The organism is Pedobacter sp. BS3, from assembly GCF_008274585.1.
Taxonomy (GTDB): Bacteria; Bacteroidota; Bacteroidia; order Sphingobacteriales; family Sphingobacteriaceae; genus Hufsiella_A.
The window spans coordinates 115494-130623 of record NZ_VTRT01000005.1 but is presented as its reverse complement, the minus strand read 5'-3'; the positions used below and the strand labels follow the sequence as shown (position 1 = coordinate 130623).

14 protein-coding genes are annotated in these 15130 nt (G+C 45.1%); 11 read left to right on the top strand and 3 right to left on the bottom strand.

From position 1 onward, the window contains the following. Positions 1-15: 15 nt before the first annotated feature. From FW774_RS13980 to FW774_RS13970, 3 genes are read left to right on the top strand one after another with little or no spacing between them, the layout of a single operon-like run. Positions 16-1743, top strand: a complete 1728-nt coding sequence (locus FW774_RS13980) for a carbamoyltransferase (protein WP_149348828.1) — start codon at positions 16-18, stop codon at positions 1741-1743. After that, positions 1734-2687, top strand: a complete 954-nt coding sequence (locus tag FW774_RS13975) for a glycosyltransferase family 2 protein (protein WP_149348827.1) — start codon at positions 1734-1736, stop codon at positions 2685-2687. The genes FW774_RS13980 and FW774_RS13975 overlap by 10 nt, the downstream gene beginning before the upstream one ends. Before the next feature lie 11 nt (positions 2688-2698). Next, the gene (locus tag FW774_RS13970) at positions 2699-3145 is read left to right on the top strand and encodes a YbhB/YbcL family Raf kinase inhibitor-like protein (RefSeq protein ID WP_149348826.1); all 447 of its coding nucleotides are present in this window, start codon (positions 2699-2701) and stop codon (positions 3143-3145) included. Positions 3146-3509: 364 nt separating this feature from the next. On the opposite strand, the gene nagB is transcribed toward FW774_RS13970, so the two are convergent. Beyond that, positions 3510-5432: a glucosamine-6-phosphate deaminase gene (gene nagB, locus FW774_RS13965; RefSeq protein WP_149348825.1), complete on the bottom strand. Its 1923-nt coding sequence runs from the start codon at positions 5430-5432 to the stop codon at positions 3510-3512. A gap of 241 nt (positions 5433-5673) precedes the next feature. Then, positions 5674-6177: a hypothetical protein gene (locus FW774_RS13960; RefSeq protein WP_149348824.1), complete on the bottom strand. Its 504-nt coding sequence runs from the start codon at positions 6175-6177 to the stop codon at positions 5674-5676. Positions 6178-6330: 153 nt separating this feature from the next. Here FW774_RS13960 and FW774_RS13955 point away from each other — a divergent pair, with 153 nt between their 5' ends. The 8 genes from FW774_RS13955 (at position 6331) to FW774_RS13920 (ending at position 12246) form a co-directional block, all read left to right on the top strand. Further along, positions 6331-6852 (top strand): hypothetical protein, encoded by a 522-nt coding sequence (locus FW774_RS13955; protein ID WP_149348823.1) that lies wholly within the window; start codon positions 6331-6333, stop codon positions 6850-6852. 31 nt (positions 6853-6883) lie between these two features. After that, positions 6884-7381: an RNA polymerase sigma factor gene (locus FW774_RS13950; RefSeq protein ID WP_149348822.1), complete on the top strand. Its 498-nt coding sequence runs from the start codon at positions 6884-6886 to the stop codon at positions 7379-7381. After that, positions 7368-7973, top strand: a complete 606-nt coding sequence (locus tag FW774_RS13945) for a hypothetical protein (protein ID WP_149348821.1) — start codon at positions 7368-7370, stop codon at positions 7971-7973. The genes FW774_RS13950 and FW774_RS13945 overlap by 14 nt, the downstream gene beginning before the upstream one ends. A 276-nt stretch (positions 7974-8249) precedes the next feature. Further along, complete coding sequence (locus tag FW774_RS13940) at positions 8250-8816, top strand: Crp/Fnr family transcriptional regulator (RefSeq protein ID WP_149348820.1); 567 nt, start codon at positions 8250-8252, stop codon at positions 8814-8816. Between the two features lie 70 nt (positions 8817-8886). After that, a complete protein-coding gene (locus FW774_RS13935; RefSeq protein WP_149348819.1) occupies positions 8887-9600 on the top strand; it encodes a nitroreductase family protein in 714 nt (237 codons plus the stop codon). A gap of 254 nt (positions 9601-9854) precedes the next feature. Continuing rightward, on the top strand, positions 9855-10520 hold the full coding sequence (gene mnmD, locus FW774_RS13930; RefSeq protein WP_149348818.1) for a tRNA (5-methylaminomethyl-2-thiouridine)(34)-methyltransferase MnmD: 666 nt from the start codon (positions 9855-9857) through the stop codon (positions 10518-10520). A 73-nt stretch (positions 10521-10593) separates the two neighbouring features. After that, positions 10594-10995 carry a c-type cytochrome gene (locus FW774_RS13925; protein ID WP_149348817.1) on the top strand — a complete coding sequence of 134 codons (402 nt, stop codon included), beginning with the start codon at positions 10594-10596 and terminating at the stop codon, positions 10993-10995. Between the two features lie 552 nt (positions 10996-11547). Next, a complete protein-coding gene (locus FW774_RS13920; RefSeq protein WP_149348816.1) occupies positions 11548-12246 on the top strand; it encodes a TlpA family protein disulfide reductase in 699 nt (232 codons plus the stop codon). Between the two features lie 483 nt (positions 12247-12729). On the opposite strand, the gene FW774_RS13915 is transcribed toward FW774_RS13920, so the two are convergent. Then, positions 12730-15111 carry a glycoside hydrolase family 3 C-terminal domain-containing protein gene (locus FW774_RS13915; protein ID WP_149348815.1) on the bottom strand — a complete coding sequence of 794 codons (2382 nt, stop codon included), beginning with the start codon at positions 15109-15111 and terminating at the stop codon, positions 12730-12732. Between the last annotated feature and the right edge of the window lie 19 nt (positions 15112-15130).

The following is a 15130-nucleotide window of genomic DNA, read 5'->3' as shown; positions in this document are numbered from 1 at the left end:
TCTACCCTTTTGCCTATGTATACCCTTGGAATTAATGCCGCCTTTCATGATTCTGCTGCCTGTATCTTCAAAGATGGATTATTGCTGGCGGCTGCCGAAGATGAGCGGTTTACACACATCAAGCATGGGAAACGTCCTGTCCCTTTCTCTACGTGGGAGCTACCTTTTCACGCCATCAACTATTGCCTGGAAGTTGCCGGTATCCACTTAAATGATGTAGATCATGTGGCCTATTCGTTTGATCCCTATTTGTTACTGGGCGAAAAATACATGCATCAATCCAGCATTGAAATTCCGCTGGTACAAGGCGCAGAACCCACACCGGGGCAATGGCTCAATCCCTGGGATCCATTGTTTCTGTCATCCATAGTCAATGCACCACGGCAACTGGTCGATGGCTATCCGCATCATTTACAAAAACGGTTTATCGGCGCCGGGCCGCTACGGGCAACCTGGCATTATGTCGAGCATCATCTCTGCCATGCGGCAAGCGCCTTTCACCCATCGCCATTCACGGACGCGGCAGTGCTTACCCTCGACGGACGCGGGGAAAAAGCCACCACCACGTATAATGTGGGTAAAAACACCGACCTGTTTCGCCTTGGCCAGGTAGACATGCCCCATTCGCTCGGTTTACTGTATGAGCGAATCACATCCTATCTCGGCTTTCTGCATTCTTCCGACGAATATAAGGTAATGGCTTTGGCTTCTTATGGCGAGCCGGAATTCGTAAAAGATTTCAGGGAAATGATACATCTCGGCGCAAACGGACAATACACCATTGAAGATGAACGATTCGAAGAACGTTTCGGCCCGGCCCGGCTCCGGCACCAGGAATTTACCAAACATCATTTTAACATAGCCCGTTCGCTGCAGTTTGTACTCGAAGAAACTGTATTGGAGCTGATCGATTGGCTGTACCGCGAAACCAAAGAAGAAAATCTCTGCCTGGCCGGAGGTGTGGCGCTCAACTGTGTATTAAATGCCCGTATCCGCGACAAAGGGCCGTTCAAAAATGTGTGGGTTCAGCCTGCCGCTGGTGATGCCGGAACAGCGCTCGGTGCAGCTATCTGGATAGACGCCAAAGAACACAAAAGCATCACCAAAGATTTTGAAATGCAGCACGCCTACTGGGGCCCGGATTACAGCGACCAGGAAATTGAAAAATTTATCCGCTGGGCAAAAGTTCCTTACAGGAAATTAACCAACGTAGCCGAAGAAACCGCAGAAATACTGGCACAGGATAAAATCATTGGCTGGTTCCAGGGCCGTATGGAATTTGGCCCCCGGGCACTCGGCAGCCGCTCTATACTGGCATCGCCTATCAATCCCGGCATGCAGGCCAGGCTGAACGAAGTAAAAGACCGCGAAGATTTCAGGCCGGTTGCACCTGTTGTGTTAGAAGAAGATGCAACCGAATGGTTTGTGAATGCAAAATATTCGCCCTATATGCTCTTTATTTACGACGTACAGCCCGATAAAGCAGATAAAATCCCAGCCGTACGGCATGTTGACGGAACCGCCCGTATTCAAACGGTAAACCGCAATCAGCACCCGCAGTATTATGATTTGTTGCAGGCATTTAAAAAGCGTACAGGCGTTCCGGTACTGGTAAACACGTCATTCAACACCTTGGGAAAACCCGTAGTATGCTCGCCCCGCGATGCTATTGAATGTTTCTGGACATCACCATTTGACGCACTCATCATTGGTTCTTACTTAATTGAAAAACAATGGAAGTAAAAATATCAGTTGTTATTCCAACCTATCGCAGACCAGGTCTGCTGGTTAATTGTATGGAAGCATTACGTCGCCAGACTTTTCATAAAAACGCGTACGAAGTCATCGTAGTCAGCGATGGGCCGGACGAAACTACCGCCGAGATACTGGCAGAATATCCGGAAGTCAAACTTTTGCCAACCGCCGTAAAAAAAGGGCCCGCAGCCGCCCGGAACCGCGGCTGGCTGGAAGCTAAGGGCCGGCTTATTGCTTTTACAGACGACGATTGCATTCCAGACAGCAACTGGCTGCAAACCCTCTGGCAATACTACCAGGATGAAGACGAAATAGCCTATACCGGGCCGGTTGTAGTACCTTTATCGTCACCCCCAACCGACTATGAACAAAATATAGCCAACCTGGAAACCGCCGAGTTTGTAACCGCAAACTGTGCCTGTACCAAAAAAGCCCTATTAAAGGTAGGCGGATTTGATGAGCGGTTCAGGATGGCCTGGCGTGAAGACAGCGACCTGCATTTTAAATTTCTTGAACATAACATACCCATTCATTCCACACCCGCAACAGTAGTGCACCCCGCCCGTAAAGCGCAATGGGGCGTAAGCATCCGGGAACAGAAAAAAGGCATTTTCAACGCACTGCTGTACAAAAAATATCCGGGCTTATATAAACAACGCATCCGGCCGCGGCCTCTATGGAATTATTATGCTATGGTATTGCTATTCGCAGGCATTATTCCGGCACTCATGTTCAGGCAAACCTGGCTGGCACTGGCATTCGCCGGCGGCTGGCTGGCGCTGGCGCTTATATTCAGTAAAAAACGCCTGAGCGCTACCTCTCATGCAACAAACCATGTAGCCGAAATGATGCTTACATCGCTGGTAATTCCGTTTTTATCGCTTTACTGGCAATTTTACGGCGCCTGCAAATACCGGGTTTTAATCCTCTGATTTTACTGATTATGATCATCAAAAGCGCATTTAAGTCCAACCAAGAGATCCCCTTAGCCTATACCTGCCTGGGGGCAAATGTTAATCCGCCGCTGTATTTCGAAGATATTCCCGAGCAGGCAGAAAGCCTTGTGCTGTTCCTGGAAGATATCGACGCCTCGCCGGCGCCGTGGATACACTGGCATGTATTCAACATTCCGCCCTCAACGCTATATGTTGCCGAGCGGAGCATTCCCCCGGGAGGCACCGAAGGGCTCTGCAATAACCATACATTCGGTTACGAGGGGCCCTGTCCCCGGTATTTTAAAGGCGCTCATCATTATTGGTTCCGCTTGTATGCGCTGGATACTGTGCTGGATCTTGCCCCCGATTCAGAGCCCGGCGAAGTAAAAAAACAGATGGAAGGCCATGTCATTGCCACAGCAGAGCTGCCCGGTTTGTGCACCGCTCCTGTTTAGAAAACCAGGATGCCAGAGATATTAATGCTATAGCGCAATATATGCGCAGGCAAAAGTACACTTGTTTTTGAAAAGCAAAGCCAATGCAGCCTGGGTTCAGACGGTCCCGCTTTTCGTTCATACGCCTGCAACCCTGCCCCGATACCTCGCAGGGCATTACGCACAGGCCGGTATCCACTGCAATCGGGTTTATTTTGGTCAGGGCAGTACTCTGCACGCTGATTTTAATCTTTATGCTTTCAATAGTTTCCCACGAGCTTTACCCATCCGTTTCTCCGGACAGGCAGAAAGATGAATTTTGCCGGGATGACGCTGCCAGGTACTAACCTTAAAATACCCCGGCAACGCTCCATAAGTTCCCGGCTTAATCAAACTTCCACCTAACAAAAGCTTCTATGGCCTCGTACTCGGCAAAACCAAGCTGGTTATATGCCCTGGCGGTTTCGCTGGTACGGTCTTCGGCTCTAACCCAGAATTCGCGGGCATCATCGCCCGGAAATACCGGCCTGTCTTTTTGCGACTGGTGCTTGAAGATAGCCAGTCGTTTGCGTTCCACTTCCTGCGGAGATAGCGGAACTGCCATTTCTATTTCGTATATTTCAAACTCATGCCATGCTCCACGGTACAGCCACAGCCAGCAGTCGGCAACCCAATCTTCAGTTTCCCGTAAACGGGTTAGGGCCTGTAGAATAATATCGAAGCAAACTTTGTGCGTTCCATGCGGATCGGCAAAATCGCCGGCGGCAAAAACCTGGTGCGGCTTCACCTTTTTCAGCAGCTCCATGGTTTGTACAATATCATCCTCGTAATCCACCACTTTCTGTACTTTTCCTTTGTCGTAAAAAGGCAGGTCCATAAAATGAATATGTTCATCAGGTAAGCCGGCAAAACGGGCTCCTGCAATGGCCTCACCTTTACGGATCAATCCTTTTACCGTGCGAATTTCCAAGGTATCGGCCTGGTTCGGTTTTTTATCTTTCAGAAACTCACGCATCGATTGGTACAGGTTTTCCATCTCCTGCACATCCTGGTTTTGCGATTTACCGAAATCAATGGCAAATTCTACAAACCGCAGGGCATCCTCATCCCAAACAGCAGTGTTTCCTGACGTTTGGTAAGCTACATGAACTTCATGACCCTGGTCTGCCAAACGGATAAACGTCCCTCCCATCGAGATCACATCATCATCAGGATGCGGAGAAAATATGATTGACCTTTTCTTAGCGGGCAAAGCACGCTCCGGCCGTTGACTGTCATCGGCATTGGGCTTACCTCCGGGCCAACCGGTTATGGTATGCTGAATTTTATTGAATACATCAATATTAATATCGTAAACCGGTCCGAACTCGGTAGCCAGTTGAGCCATGCCGTTGCTGTTATAATCCTCAAGCGTTAATTTCAGGATCGGCTTATTCAGTTTATTAGCCAGCCAGATTACAGCTTTTTTGGTCATCTGACCATCCCATACACAATCTTTAACCAGCCAGGGTGTATCAAAACGGGTAAGTTCAGACGCCGCTTCTTCGTCCAGAATAAACTCTACCTTATCGGATAATTGCAGGTAAGTGGCCGGAACATCAGATGATATTTCGCCTTCAACGGCCTTTTTAATAATAGAAGCTTTCTTTTTATTCCAGGCCATCAGGATAATATCGCGTGCCTGGAAAATAGTACCGATACCCATCGTAATGGCTTTAACCGGCACATTGTTCTTCCCACCAAAATCGCGTGAAGCATCCCGACGGGTCAAATCATTAAGCGTAACCAGCCGTGTTCCGGAATTAGGCGCCGACCCGGGCTCATTAAAACCAATGTGACCCGTACGCCCGATACCCAGGATTTGCAAATCAAGTCCACCGCTGGCAATAATCTTTTGTTCGTAGTTCAGGCAATATTCAGCGACCTTATCAAGCGGTAATGTTCCATCAGGGATATTTACATTGTTCATGTCGATATCCACATGATTAAACAGTTGTTCTTTCATGAATGTTACATAACTCTGGGCGGCAGTAGGCTCCATCGGATAATACTCATCCAGGTTAAACGTTACCACGTTCTTAAAGCTTAAACCTTCTTCCCTGTGCATACGCACCAGTTCTGCATAAACTTTTACAGGCGTTGCGCCGGTAGCCAATCCGAGTACAGCCTGTTGTCCGTTAGCTTGTTTCTCTTTAATGAGATTGGCAATGCGTTGGGCAACATGCCTGGATGCGGTGTTTTCATCAGGAAATACAGATACCGGTAGTTTTTCAAAGCGGGTTTCTTCTAAGAGATTTAATCGTGGCATTATTCTGTTCTATTTTAAAATGAGCGCCATGTGTGCGCACACACAAAACTAAAACAAATAATAATTCTGTGCAAATAAAAGATGAGGTGGAAAGCTGATGGCTAATAGCTAATGGTTCATAGCTCATAGTCCGAAAGTTGGGAAAGTCCGAAAGCATACTCGCTGATGGTTCATAGTTCATGGTCCGGAAGTTAGAAAGATCGAAAGCTTACTCCCTCCCTTTGGGAGGGCCGGGGTGGGCTTACCGGTAAGCGTTCTGCCGGTCGGCGGCATCATTAATTACCTTGTTCACCTCGTTAATTAACTGCTTGGCTGCGTCGTATAACTTTGGATTTCCATTATAATCCAGGTCGAAATAAACACGTTTTGTTTTTTCCCTGTATTTATATTCCAGGTAATAATGCGGGGTTTTAGGGTCCTTGGAGGTGCCGGAAAGATGTTCAGGGAAATCCCAGAAGCCCAGCTCGGCAGCTTTATGATGCAGGTACAGCATATCGTCCTTATTCAGCCTGACGTGAATGGTTACCAGCGAATCACGCTTGTTCAGATACCGGAACTCGCCTGTCGACGAGTTGTACTGATTAACCAGGCTATCCCCCAACCCATATTTCAGCGTTACCGACTGAAAATCTTTTGAACGGAAAGGCGCATTTTTCAATACCATACCATAATAATATACGCTGTACAGCAAAAACGGGATAGCTATACTTAATGCCAGGAATATGCGTTTACCTCTGTCGCTCATTTCAATTAATTGCTTTACTTACTATGATTATGTTAACTGATGTATAAATTATTCAGGGTTTCGCTACGCTCATCTTTTGAATTTTTACTTAACCCACATCTTATAAATTGCCAAAAGTAATTATTTACATTTACGTCGCAATGCCGAAAGTATATGTATTCTGAAAAACTAAGCGATATCCGTAAAGAACTGAAGGAAAAAAATCCGGTTTACCTGATAGAATTATGCCTGCGATTGGCCAAATACAAAAAAGAGATTAAAGAGCTTACCAGTTACCTGCTGTTCTATGCAGACGACCCCATGGAATATGCCAGGATGGTAAAAGAAGCGTTGCTACCCGAATTTACCAACCTGAACAAACACGAATATTACGCCACCAAATCGCTTCGGAAAATCATCCGGCAGTTAAATAAACACACCAAATTCACAGCGTCCAAACAGGTGGAAGTCGAGCTGGCCATCTGGTTTTGCAAAAATTTCATGCAGTACACCAATACCCGGTCGACCAGCAAAGCCTTACGTTCGTTGTTTTTACGGCAGTTGGAAAAAATCCGGAAAGTGATGCCGCATATTCACGAGGATTTGCAATTTGACCTCAGCCAGGAATACAACAACCTGGTTGACGAAGCCCGGCAAAAGCTTCGTGGTTTTTCGGCCGACGGTATTAGCTTGTAACATTTACCTTTGTTATCTATCTAAGAGGAACATGGCGGCCAACGAGCAATTATTTAAAAAGATTTTCAGCGAAAATTCCCGCAAAATATGCCATCTCTGCTATGGCTACACAGGCGACGAAGATGCTGCGAACGACCTGATGCAGGAAACCTTTATGAAGGTATGGCAGAACCTGGATAAATTCCGTAACCAGGCGCTTATTTCCACGTGGATTTACCGCATTGCCGTAAACACCTGCTTATCATGGCTAAGAACCGAAAAACGCCATCCTAAAGACGAACTTACCGATAATATTATCGAAAATCAGGTAGATTTGCCTTCAGAAAAAAACGAGCAGGTAGCGCTCCTGTACAAATGTATTGCCCAGCTCGAAGAGAACGAACGTATCATCATCACCATGGTGCTTGATGAAGTGCCTTACGCCGAAATTGCCGAAATATCAGGCATCAGCGAAGGCAACCTCCGGGTAAGAATACACCGTATTAAACAAAAACTGACTGAAATATATAATCGTTATGAAAGATTTTGATGCACTGAAAGATATATGGCACGGTCAGGCAACGCTTTCAAAAGTCAACAGCGATGACATTTTAAAACGTATCCGTAACACCCGTCAAACATTTGCCAACAAGCTGCTGCTGCAGGCCGCCGCGGCCCTTATAGCCGTAGCCCTACTGACAATCACACTGTTTATCAGCAATTTCCGCCTGGGCACAACTTACCTGGCGTTAATGATATTTATTGTATGCTGCCTGTTCTTTGTATTCATCCAGGTACGGCATTACCGCAACCTGAACAACAGCGAAACCCTGTTGCATACACCCGCACAATACATTACCTGGCTAAAAAATTACCGGCAAAAACGATACATGCTCAACACCCGCACATACCGTTTGTACCTGCTGTTCATCTCTATCGGTCTGGCGTTGTACCTCATCGAAATCTTCTTTTACGTTTCCATACTTCAAACCGTTCTCGCCATCGTGTTCACCGTTGCCTGGTTCATACTCTGTTACTACGTATTTATGCGCCGCTACATCCGTAAGGAAGAAACCCGTTTAAACACCATGATAACCAATCTTGAGCGCCTGCAAGGACAATTTAACGAGAATGAAGATTAAATCTTTAGAAAAGCAAGTACAGCAATGCATCGGCAACTATAGTCCCGTGTTCCGCTCATACTACACAGGGCCTTAGCCACATTGGCCGGTATCCGCTTCACCCGGGTTTATTTTTGTCAGGGCAGTGCTTAAAAACCTCATAGGTTTCAGAAACCTATGAGGTTTGTGCCCAACGCTGTCTGCGTTATATTAAAAAATCTTCTTAACATTGGATTTATCAACTGATATAAGCGAACAAACTAACGATTAAAAACCTTTATAATTCACCAAACAACCATGCTTGACCAGTTCAGAGATAAGTTTCCCCTTTCAAAAGATAAATGGGATGAGTACATGCGTTATTATACACGCATAGAAGTTCCTGCACATACCATTTTACTGAATGAAGGTGACGTTTCAAAAAACGCTTTTATCATTGAAAAAGGTTGCCTGCGGCTTTGGTTCAATAATAACGGTAAGGATATTACCTTCCAGTTTTTCTTCGAGAACGAGGCCGTATCTTCCGCGGAGAGTTTTAACAAAAGTATTCCAAGTCTTTTCACTATTGAAACCATCGAGCCTTGCATACTTTACCGGATACATAAAAACGACATGGAAAAAATCCTGAAGGAGCTTAATGAACATCCCGACACAAAAGAATACCTGTTGAGTATCGCTTTTGAAAGACAGTTCCATTACATGAAACACTTCCTCTCATTTATAAGAGATACCCCAACGCAACGGTATATAAACCTCATTAAAGAAAAACCACAAATTATTCAGCGCATACCGCAGCACTATATCGCATCCTATCTGGGCATCACGCCTGTTTCACTAAGTCGCATACGCAGCAAGTTGAAGTGAATTTATTATCTTTTGTTATCGTCTCTTAAAAAACGTCCGGGCAATTTTGTAGTAAAAATTGCACAGCATTATGGACGAGCAACTTTGGCAGGCATTTGAAACCATAAACAGCAGAAGAAGAGCTACTAAATACTTTACCGGTGAGCCCATTCCCGATGAGGATATGAAAGCCATTCTGGCGGCCGCCCAGTTAGCGCCATCCAGTTTTAACATACAGCCCTACGAGTTACACTGGATAAAAGATAAATCCATTTGCGAACAAATGCGGGCGGGCTGCAAAAATCAGCGGTCTGCTGTTTCCGCTTCGGCATTTGTGGTAGTAGTTGCAAAACGGAGAGGTCTTGCCAACCATTACCGGTTGTTTATAGATTATGTAGAAAACAGCGGTTTATACAATGAAAAAGCGAAAGCATACTACCGCAACAAGAAAAAGGAAATAGTCTGGTTTACCCGGCTCACTCCCCTGTGGATTTTCAGTGTATTGAAATCTATCCTCACAATATTTACCAGGCATTTTATTCTAATGCCCTTAGGCGCATCGGGATTATACCATTGGGCAACCAAAAGCAGTATTTTTGCGGCGCAAACACTGATGCTTGCAGCACAGGCAAGAGGAATAGACACCTGCCCGATGGAAGGTTTCAATCCGTTTAAAGTAGCAAAAATCCTGAATCTTAAGCAAGGCATAATTCCTGTAGTTATTGCTTTAGGAAAACGCAATACGGATAAGCCCTTAACGCCGCACTGGCGGTTGCCTTTGGATAAAGTTGTAACTGTACATTAGCCCGATTTGTTGTTAGTTGGTTGGGGCCTCGCCGCAAGGTATTGTGTTTTTAGATTGTTAAATTGCTTTATTGTTGAATTGTTATATGGCCTCATCCTTAACCCTTCTTCTAGTCTGTGCTACTTGTCTTGTTTCTTGTCTCTATGTTCTTGTCTCTCATTATCCGCCTTAAACTTTTTACCTTACGCCTTTAACCTCAACCTAATCCTTAACCTCAATCTTATATTTCGCATCTTTGCAGGAAAAGTAAGCCCATGCACTTCGTTACTACATCCGATGGTTCCAAAACGCTTTACAACCCCACCGTTGGCGAGCATTACCATTCCAGGCATGGAGCCGTGCAGGAAAGCCGCCATGTGTTTTTACAATCCGGATTGCAGCACTACCTGAACCTTCATCCGGTTACTGAAATAAACGTGCTTGAGGTCGGCTTTGGAACCGGTTTAAACTTTTTGCTCAGCGCCGATTATTGCGCACAAAACAACATCCGGTTAAATTACACCGGTATTGAGGCCTATCCCCTAACGGTTGATATACTCCGCGAAACGGGATACAATAACTATATAAATGCTGATTTATGGCAAAATTTCATCAGTAGTTATCCCCATAGTTTCAATCACGAAGTAACCAGCAGCGAAAGCTGCAAGCTGGAGGTTGCCCATTGCCGGCTCATGGATTTCACATCAGAAAAACAATTCCACATTATTTATTTTGACGCGTTTGCGGCATTGCATCAGCCCGAAATGTGGACTACCGAAGCGCTGCACCAGGTTTGCCGCTACCTTATTCCCGGCGGTATATTTGTTACTTACGCCATAACCGGAAACTTAAAACGGAGCATGAAAACATTAGGTTTTAGCATAGAGAAGGCTCCCGGGGCTCCCGGCAAACGCGAAATGTTACGGGCAACCAAACTGTAACAAAATAATTATGTATTTTTTGTGTAAAAAATTATCAAAAACTCTACATTGGTCGTACCAACAACAGAGCATCATGAAAAAAAATTACCTAATGGCAATAACTGCTGTTTTCGCATTTATTGTTTTAGCAGCAGCCAATACGCCACCCGATGAGCATAAAGCAAAAAATCTCAAAGTACTTCCGAAAGACATCAGCCATGAAGAATTAGACAAGGTGATGGATTCATTTAAAGCGGCATTAGGCGTAAAATGCAATTTCTGTCACGCCCAGAAAAAAGATGATCCGAAGCATCTTGATTTTGCCAGCGATGAAAATCATCACAAAGAAATTGCCCGCGACATGATGCGCATGACCATGCGTATCAATAAAAAATACTTTAAAGATCATAAATCTAAAGAAGGCGAAGCGGTGATGGCGGTATCATGCATTACCTGCCACAACGGAAATAAACATCCGGTTGCAGTTGCCAACTGATAAATAGCAACGGTATTTATGCCATCCGTAACGCATCCGTAGAGGTTGTCTCAAGTCAGTAAAACCATCTATTTACAGTCACGCTGACCCCGAAGCCTCGGGGGAAGCGCCTGTAGCCATAATGAACCAATCCTTCGACAGGCTCAGGATGACCATAGGGGACTTTTGAGACAACCTCTATATTAAGTAGTGTAACAAGCCGGAGGCTTAAAAGTAACTGAACGAAGCCGGAGCTTCGCTCAATCAGGACTTTTAATGATGTAAACGATAGCAAATTTGGTTTTTATACCGATGGTAAGAAAGACTTCGATTTTAAAATACGCATCATCTCTAACGAAGATGTTAATGCCGGTAAAATTACGCTCTATGAAAGCGAAAATCCCGTAAACCCCAAATATTGGTCGTTAAAAAGTGTAGAGAAACGAAATTTCAAATACATGGGTATGCTGGTTACCGATGTGGCGTTTAGATACACGCCATCCAATAAAAAAAGTTACCTAAAGCTTTCCTATGCCGGGACGGAGACGCAAACACAAACCCTGATCAAGTAAAATGAAAAAACTGCCAGTTTTTTTAATAGCTGTATGCACATTTCTAAGCGTTGAAGGCCTTAGCCAAACAAGCAGGATCCCGTTATCTGAAAAATCATTGGTAAAGGATTCCGCAGGCCTTGTTTATCCTTATGAAAAGTGGTTATCAATGATAAAGACCGGTGATTATAAATTAGAAAAAAGCAAAACCGGGAGCGATGAATATATGATAATCAGACGGGAAAGAGTGAGTAATAACGAGAATAAACAAATCTACGGCAGTAACCCGGGGAATTTTATCGGTAAAAAAATAAAATTCCCTTACATGACTGACATGACGGGCAAAGACTACTGGAATGATATCCTGAAAGATAAAATTGTTGTACTGAATTTCTGGTTTGTGAAATGCCCACCTTGTAAAGCTGAAATTCCTCTTTTGAACCAACTATATGAGCAGTATAGGGAATATAAAAATGTGGAATTTATTGCTGTTTGCTTAGATAGTGGAGCAACCATAAGCGAGTTTATGAAAACCAATCCCTTTATTTATAATCAGGTTCCTTCCGGTTTTCAAATAGCAAAAGAGTTTAACATTTCCGCATATCCTACCAATTTAATTATTGATAAGGGAGTTGTAAAATACGGAACCACGGGGTATGCCGAAAACAACATTAAGAAGGCTGAAGTGATTTTAAAGCAGTGCTTATCGATTGCGGAGTAATAGTAAAAACCTCATCGGTTTTTGAAACCTATGAACTTGAGTTCGATTATTATTTAGCTTAACTAACGTGAGTTCGGGTTAAGGCGCAGGCTCGTCCCGATTTGCAATCGGGATGCCATAAAACGGCGTTTGCAACGCCGCAATGTTGCTTAAAGCAAGCAAAGGCCGCTATTACCGGCGTTACAAACGACAGAGATTTATGCACTCGTTTTGCAAACGAGCAGGTTGTGCGTTTCCTATCCCGGACTCACGTTAACTGACTCTCTTTAAATGAGTTCAAAAACTCATCATCATTCTACCAATCCGGAGTGACGCTGCGCTGAACACTCCGGATAGTCGGGGGCCATCCATAACGCAGACAGCGTTTTGAACGCTGTCTGCGTTATATTAAGTAGTGTAACAAGCCGGAGGCTTAAAAGTAACTGAACGAAGCCAGGGTTTCGCTCAATCAGGAATCTCAATACGCAATACCCAATACTCCCTTCAATCCTTTATCTCAAAGCTATCGCTTAAACGGATATCCTCTGAAGAAGAACCTATCATTACCTTAAACTCTCCGGGCTCAACCACATGCTGCATCTGGCGGTTATACAGCGCCAGGTCATCAGGAACCAGGGTAAAATTAACCACCCGGCTTTCGCCCGGTTTCAGGGAGACACGCTCAAAGCCTTTTAACAATTTCTCGTACGTAGTTACACTGCTCAGCACATCCCTGATATATAGCTGAACCACTTCATCGCCGGCAACTTTACCGCTGTTGGTAACGGTTACCGAAACCTGTACATTGCCGTTTGCCTGCTGCGTTTTGGGACTGATAGTCAGATTACTGTAGCTGAATGTAGTGTAGCTCAAACCAAAACCGAACGGATAAAGCAGGCCTTTAATTTTGGCATGCTCGCCTTCATCAGTTTGTGCATTGGGCTTGGTTGGAAAGTTTAGCGGTATCTGTCCAACCGATTTGGGGAATGTCAGCGTAAGCTTTCCACCGGGATTATAATCACCGAACAATACATCAGCCACAGCAATGCCGCCCTTAACTCCGGGATAACCGGCATAGATGATACCATCAATATTTTTATCAATCCAGTTAATGGTCATAGGCTGCGAACCGATGAGCACTACCACAACCGGTTTGCCGGTTTTCTTAACCGCTTTCACCAAATCGAGCTGATAACCGGTAAGGTCAAGGCTGGTACGGCTTTTATTTTCGCCGGCTGTTTGTGTATTTCCACCCATCACCAGCACGGCAATATCACTCTTTTTAGCAGCGGCAACCGCTTCATCTATCATCTGCAAATCTTCTTTGCCCGGTTCCTGCGGCAATATTTCGCTTTCGGGCCAGGTTTTGTCTACCAGGTTACAACCTTTAGCGTAGAATACATTAGCGGCGCCAATCTTATCCTTTATTCCCTGCAACACCGAAACGCTTGGTGATGCCAGCGGGCCGTAATGTGTATGCGCATAGCCCATATCCTCGGCATTGGGGCCGATAACGGCTACTTTTTTGTTTTTGGATAAAGGCAACAGGTGATTATTGTTTTTCAGCAGCACAATACTCTCCCGCGACGCTTTTAGCGCTACCGCCTGATGTTCAGCATTGTTTACCAGCTTAGCGCTTTCGTCCGCATTGCTTACATACGGATGGTCAAACAAACCCAGCTTAAATTTCACCCGCAATACATCCTTTACCCGGCTGTTAATGGTATCCATTGGAATACGGCCTTCCTTAACCAGCTGACGGGCATAAATAATGATGCTATCTGGTGCAACAAAGGTAGTGCGCACATTTAATCCGGCCATAAACGCCTGGAAAACAGCTTCCTTTAAATTGGCTGCTACATGATGCTTGGAATACAAATACTCCAGGGCATCGCTGTCGCTTACCACGTATCCGCCAAAACCGAATTCCTTACGTAAACGCTGGATAAGCCAGTAGTCGCTGCCGGTAATAGGTATACCGTCATAATCGTTGTATGAGCTCATCACACCCAGCGGATGCGCTTCCCGGAATACCTTTTTAAACGGGTAAAGCAGGATATTTTCCACCTCACGCGGCGCTACCTGCGGGTCTGTACGAGCGAGGCCTTCGCGGGCTCCTTTATTGGCACTGTACACCGCAAAATGCTTAACCGTTGAAGCTATCTGGTTATTTTGCTGCATCCCTCGTGTCATTTCTACACCCAAACGGGCAACTAAGTACGGGTCTTCGCCGTAAACTTCTTCCAAACGTCCCCAGCGCTGGTCGCGGGCAACATCCAGGATAGGCGCATACACATTGGTATAGCCCAATGCCCGGGCTTCCATCCCGGTAATTTGTCCCATTTGATACACCAGGTCTTTATTCCAGGTCATGCCCATGTTCAGCTGCGTTGGAAAACCGGTAGCCTGGTAAGCCTCTACCCCACGTATACCTTCGTCTGTAAAGTCTACCGGAATACCTAAACGGGTTTGCTCAATGAAAAACCGCTGTGTTTCATTCATTGCCCAAACGTGTTTCCTGATGTCGCGGGCATAAACCGACGTATCGGTTTTGCTCCAGTTCAGGAAACCGTTCAGATGCTCGTCAATATTGGCAATGCCATCCTTCCAAATGGCTGTTTTCCACTTTTCTGTAGGTAACGAATCCTGTAAAACCCGCTTATAACCGTACAAAGTAGCCATCTGGCAGGTTTTCTCATCCAGATTCATCTGGGATATTAAATCGTTCAACCGGTTTTCCAACGGCTGTTCCGGATCTTCGTAAATATCTTTTTTACCGTTTTTATTCAGGTCTATCCAGCCTTTATGGTAGATTTTCTTAGGCGGTGTAGACGCTGTCATAATCAGCACCGCTAAGGCGCCTGCTGCTAACTGATGAATACGCATTTTAAAGTCAAAAGTTAAA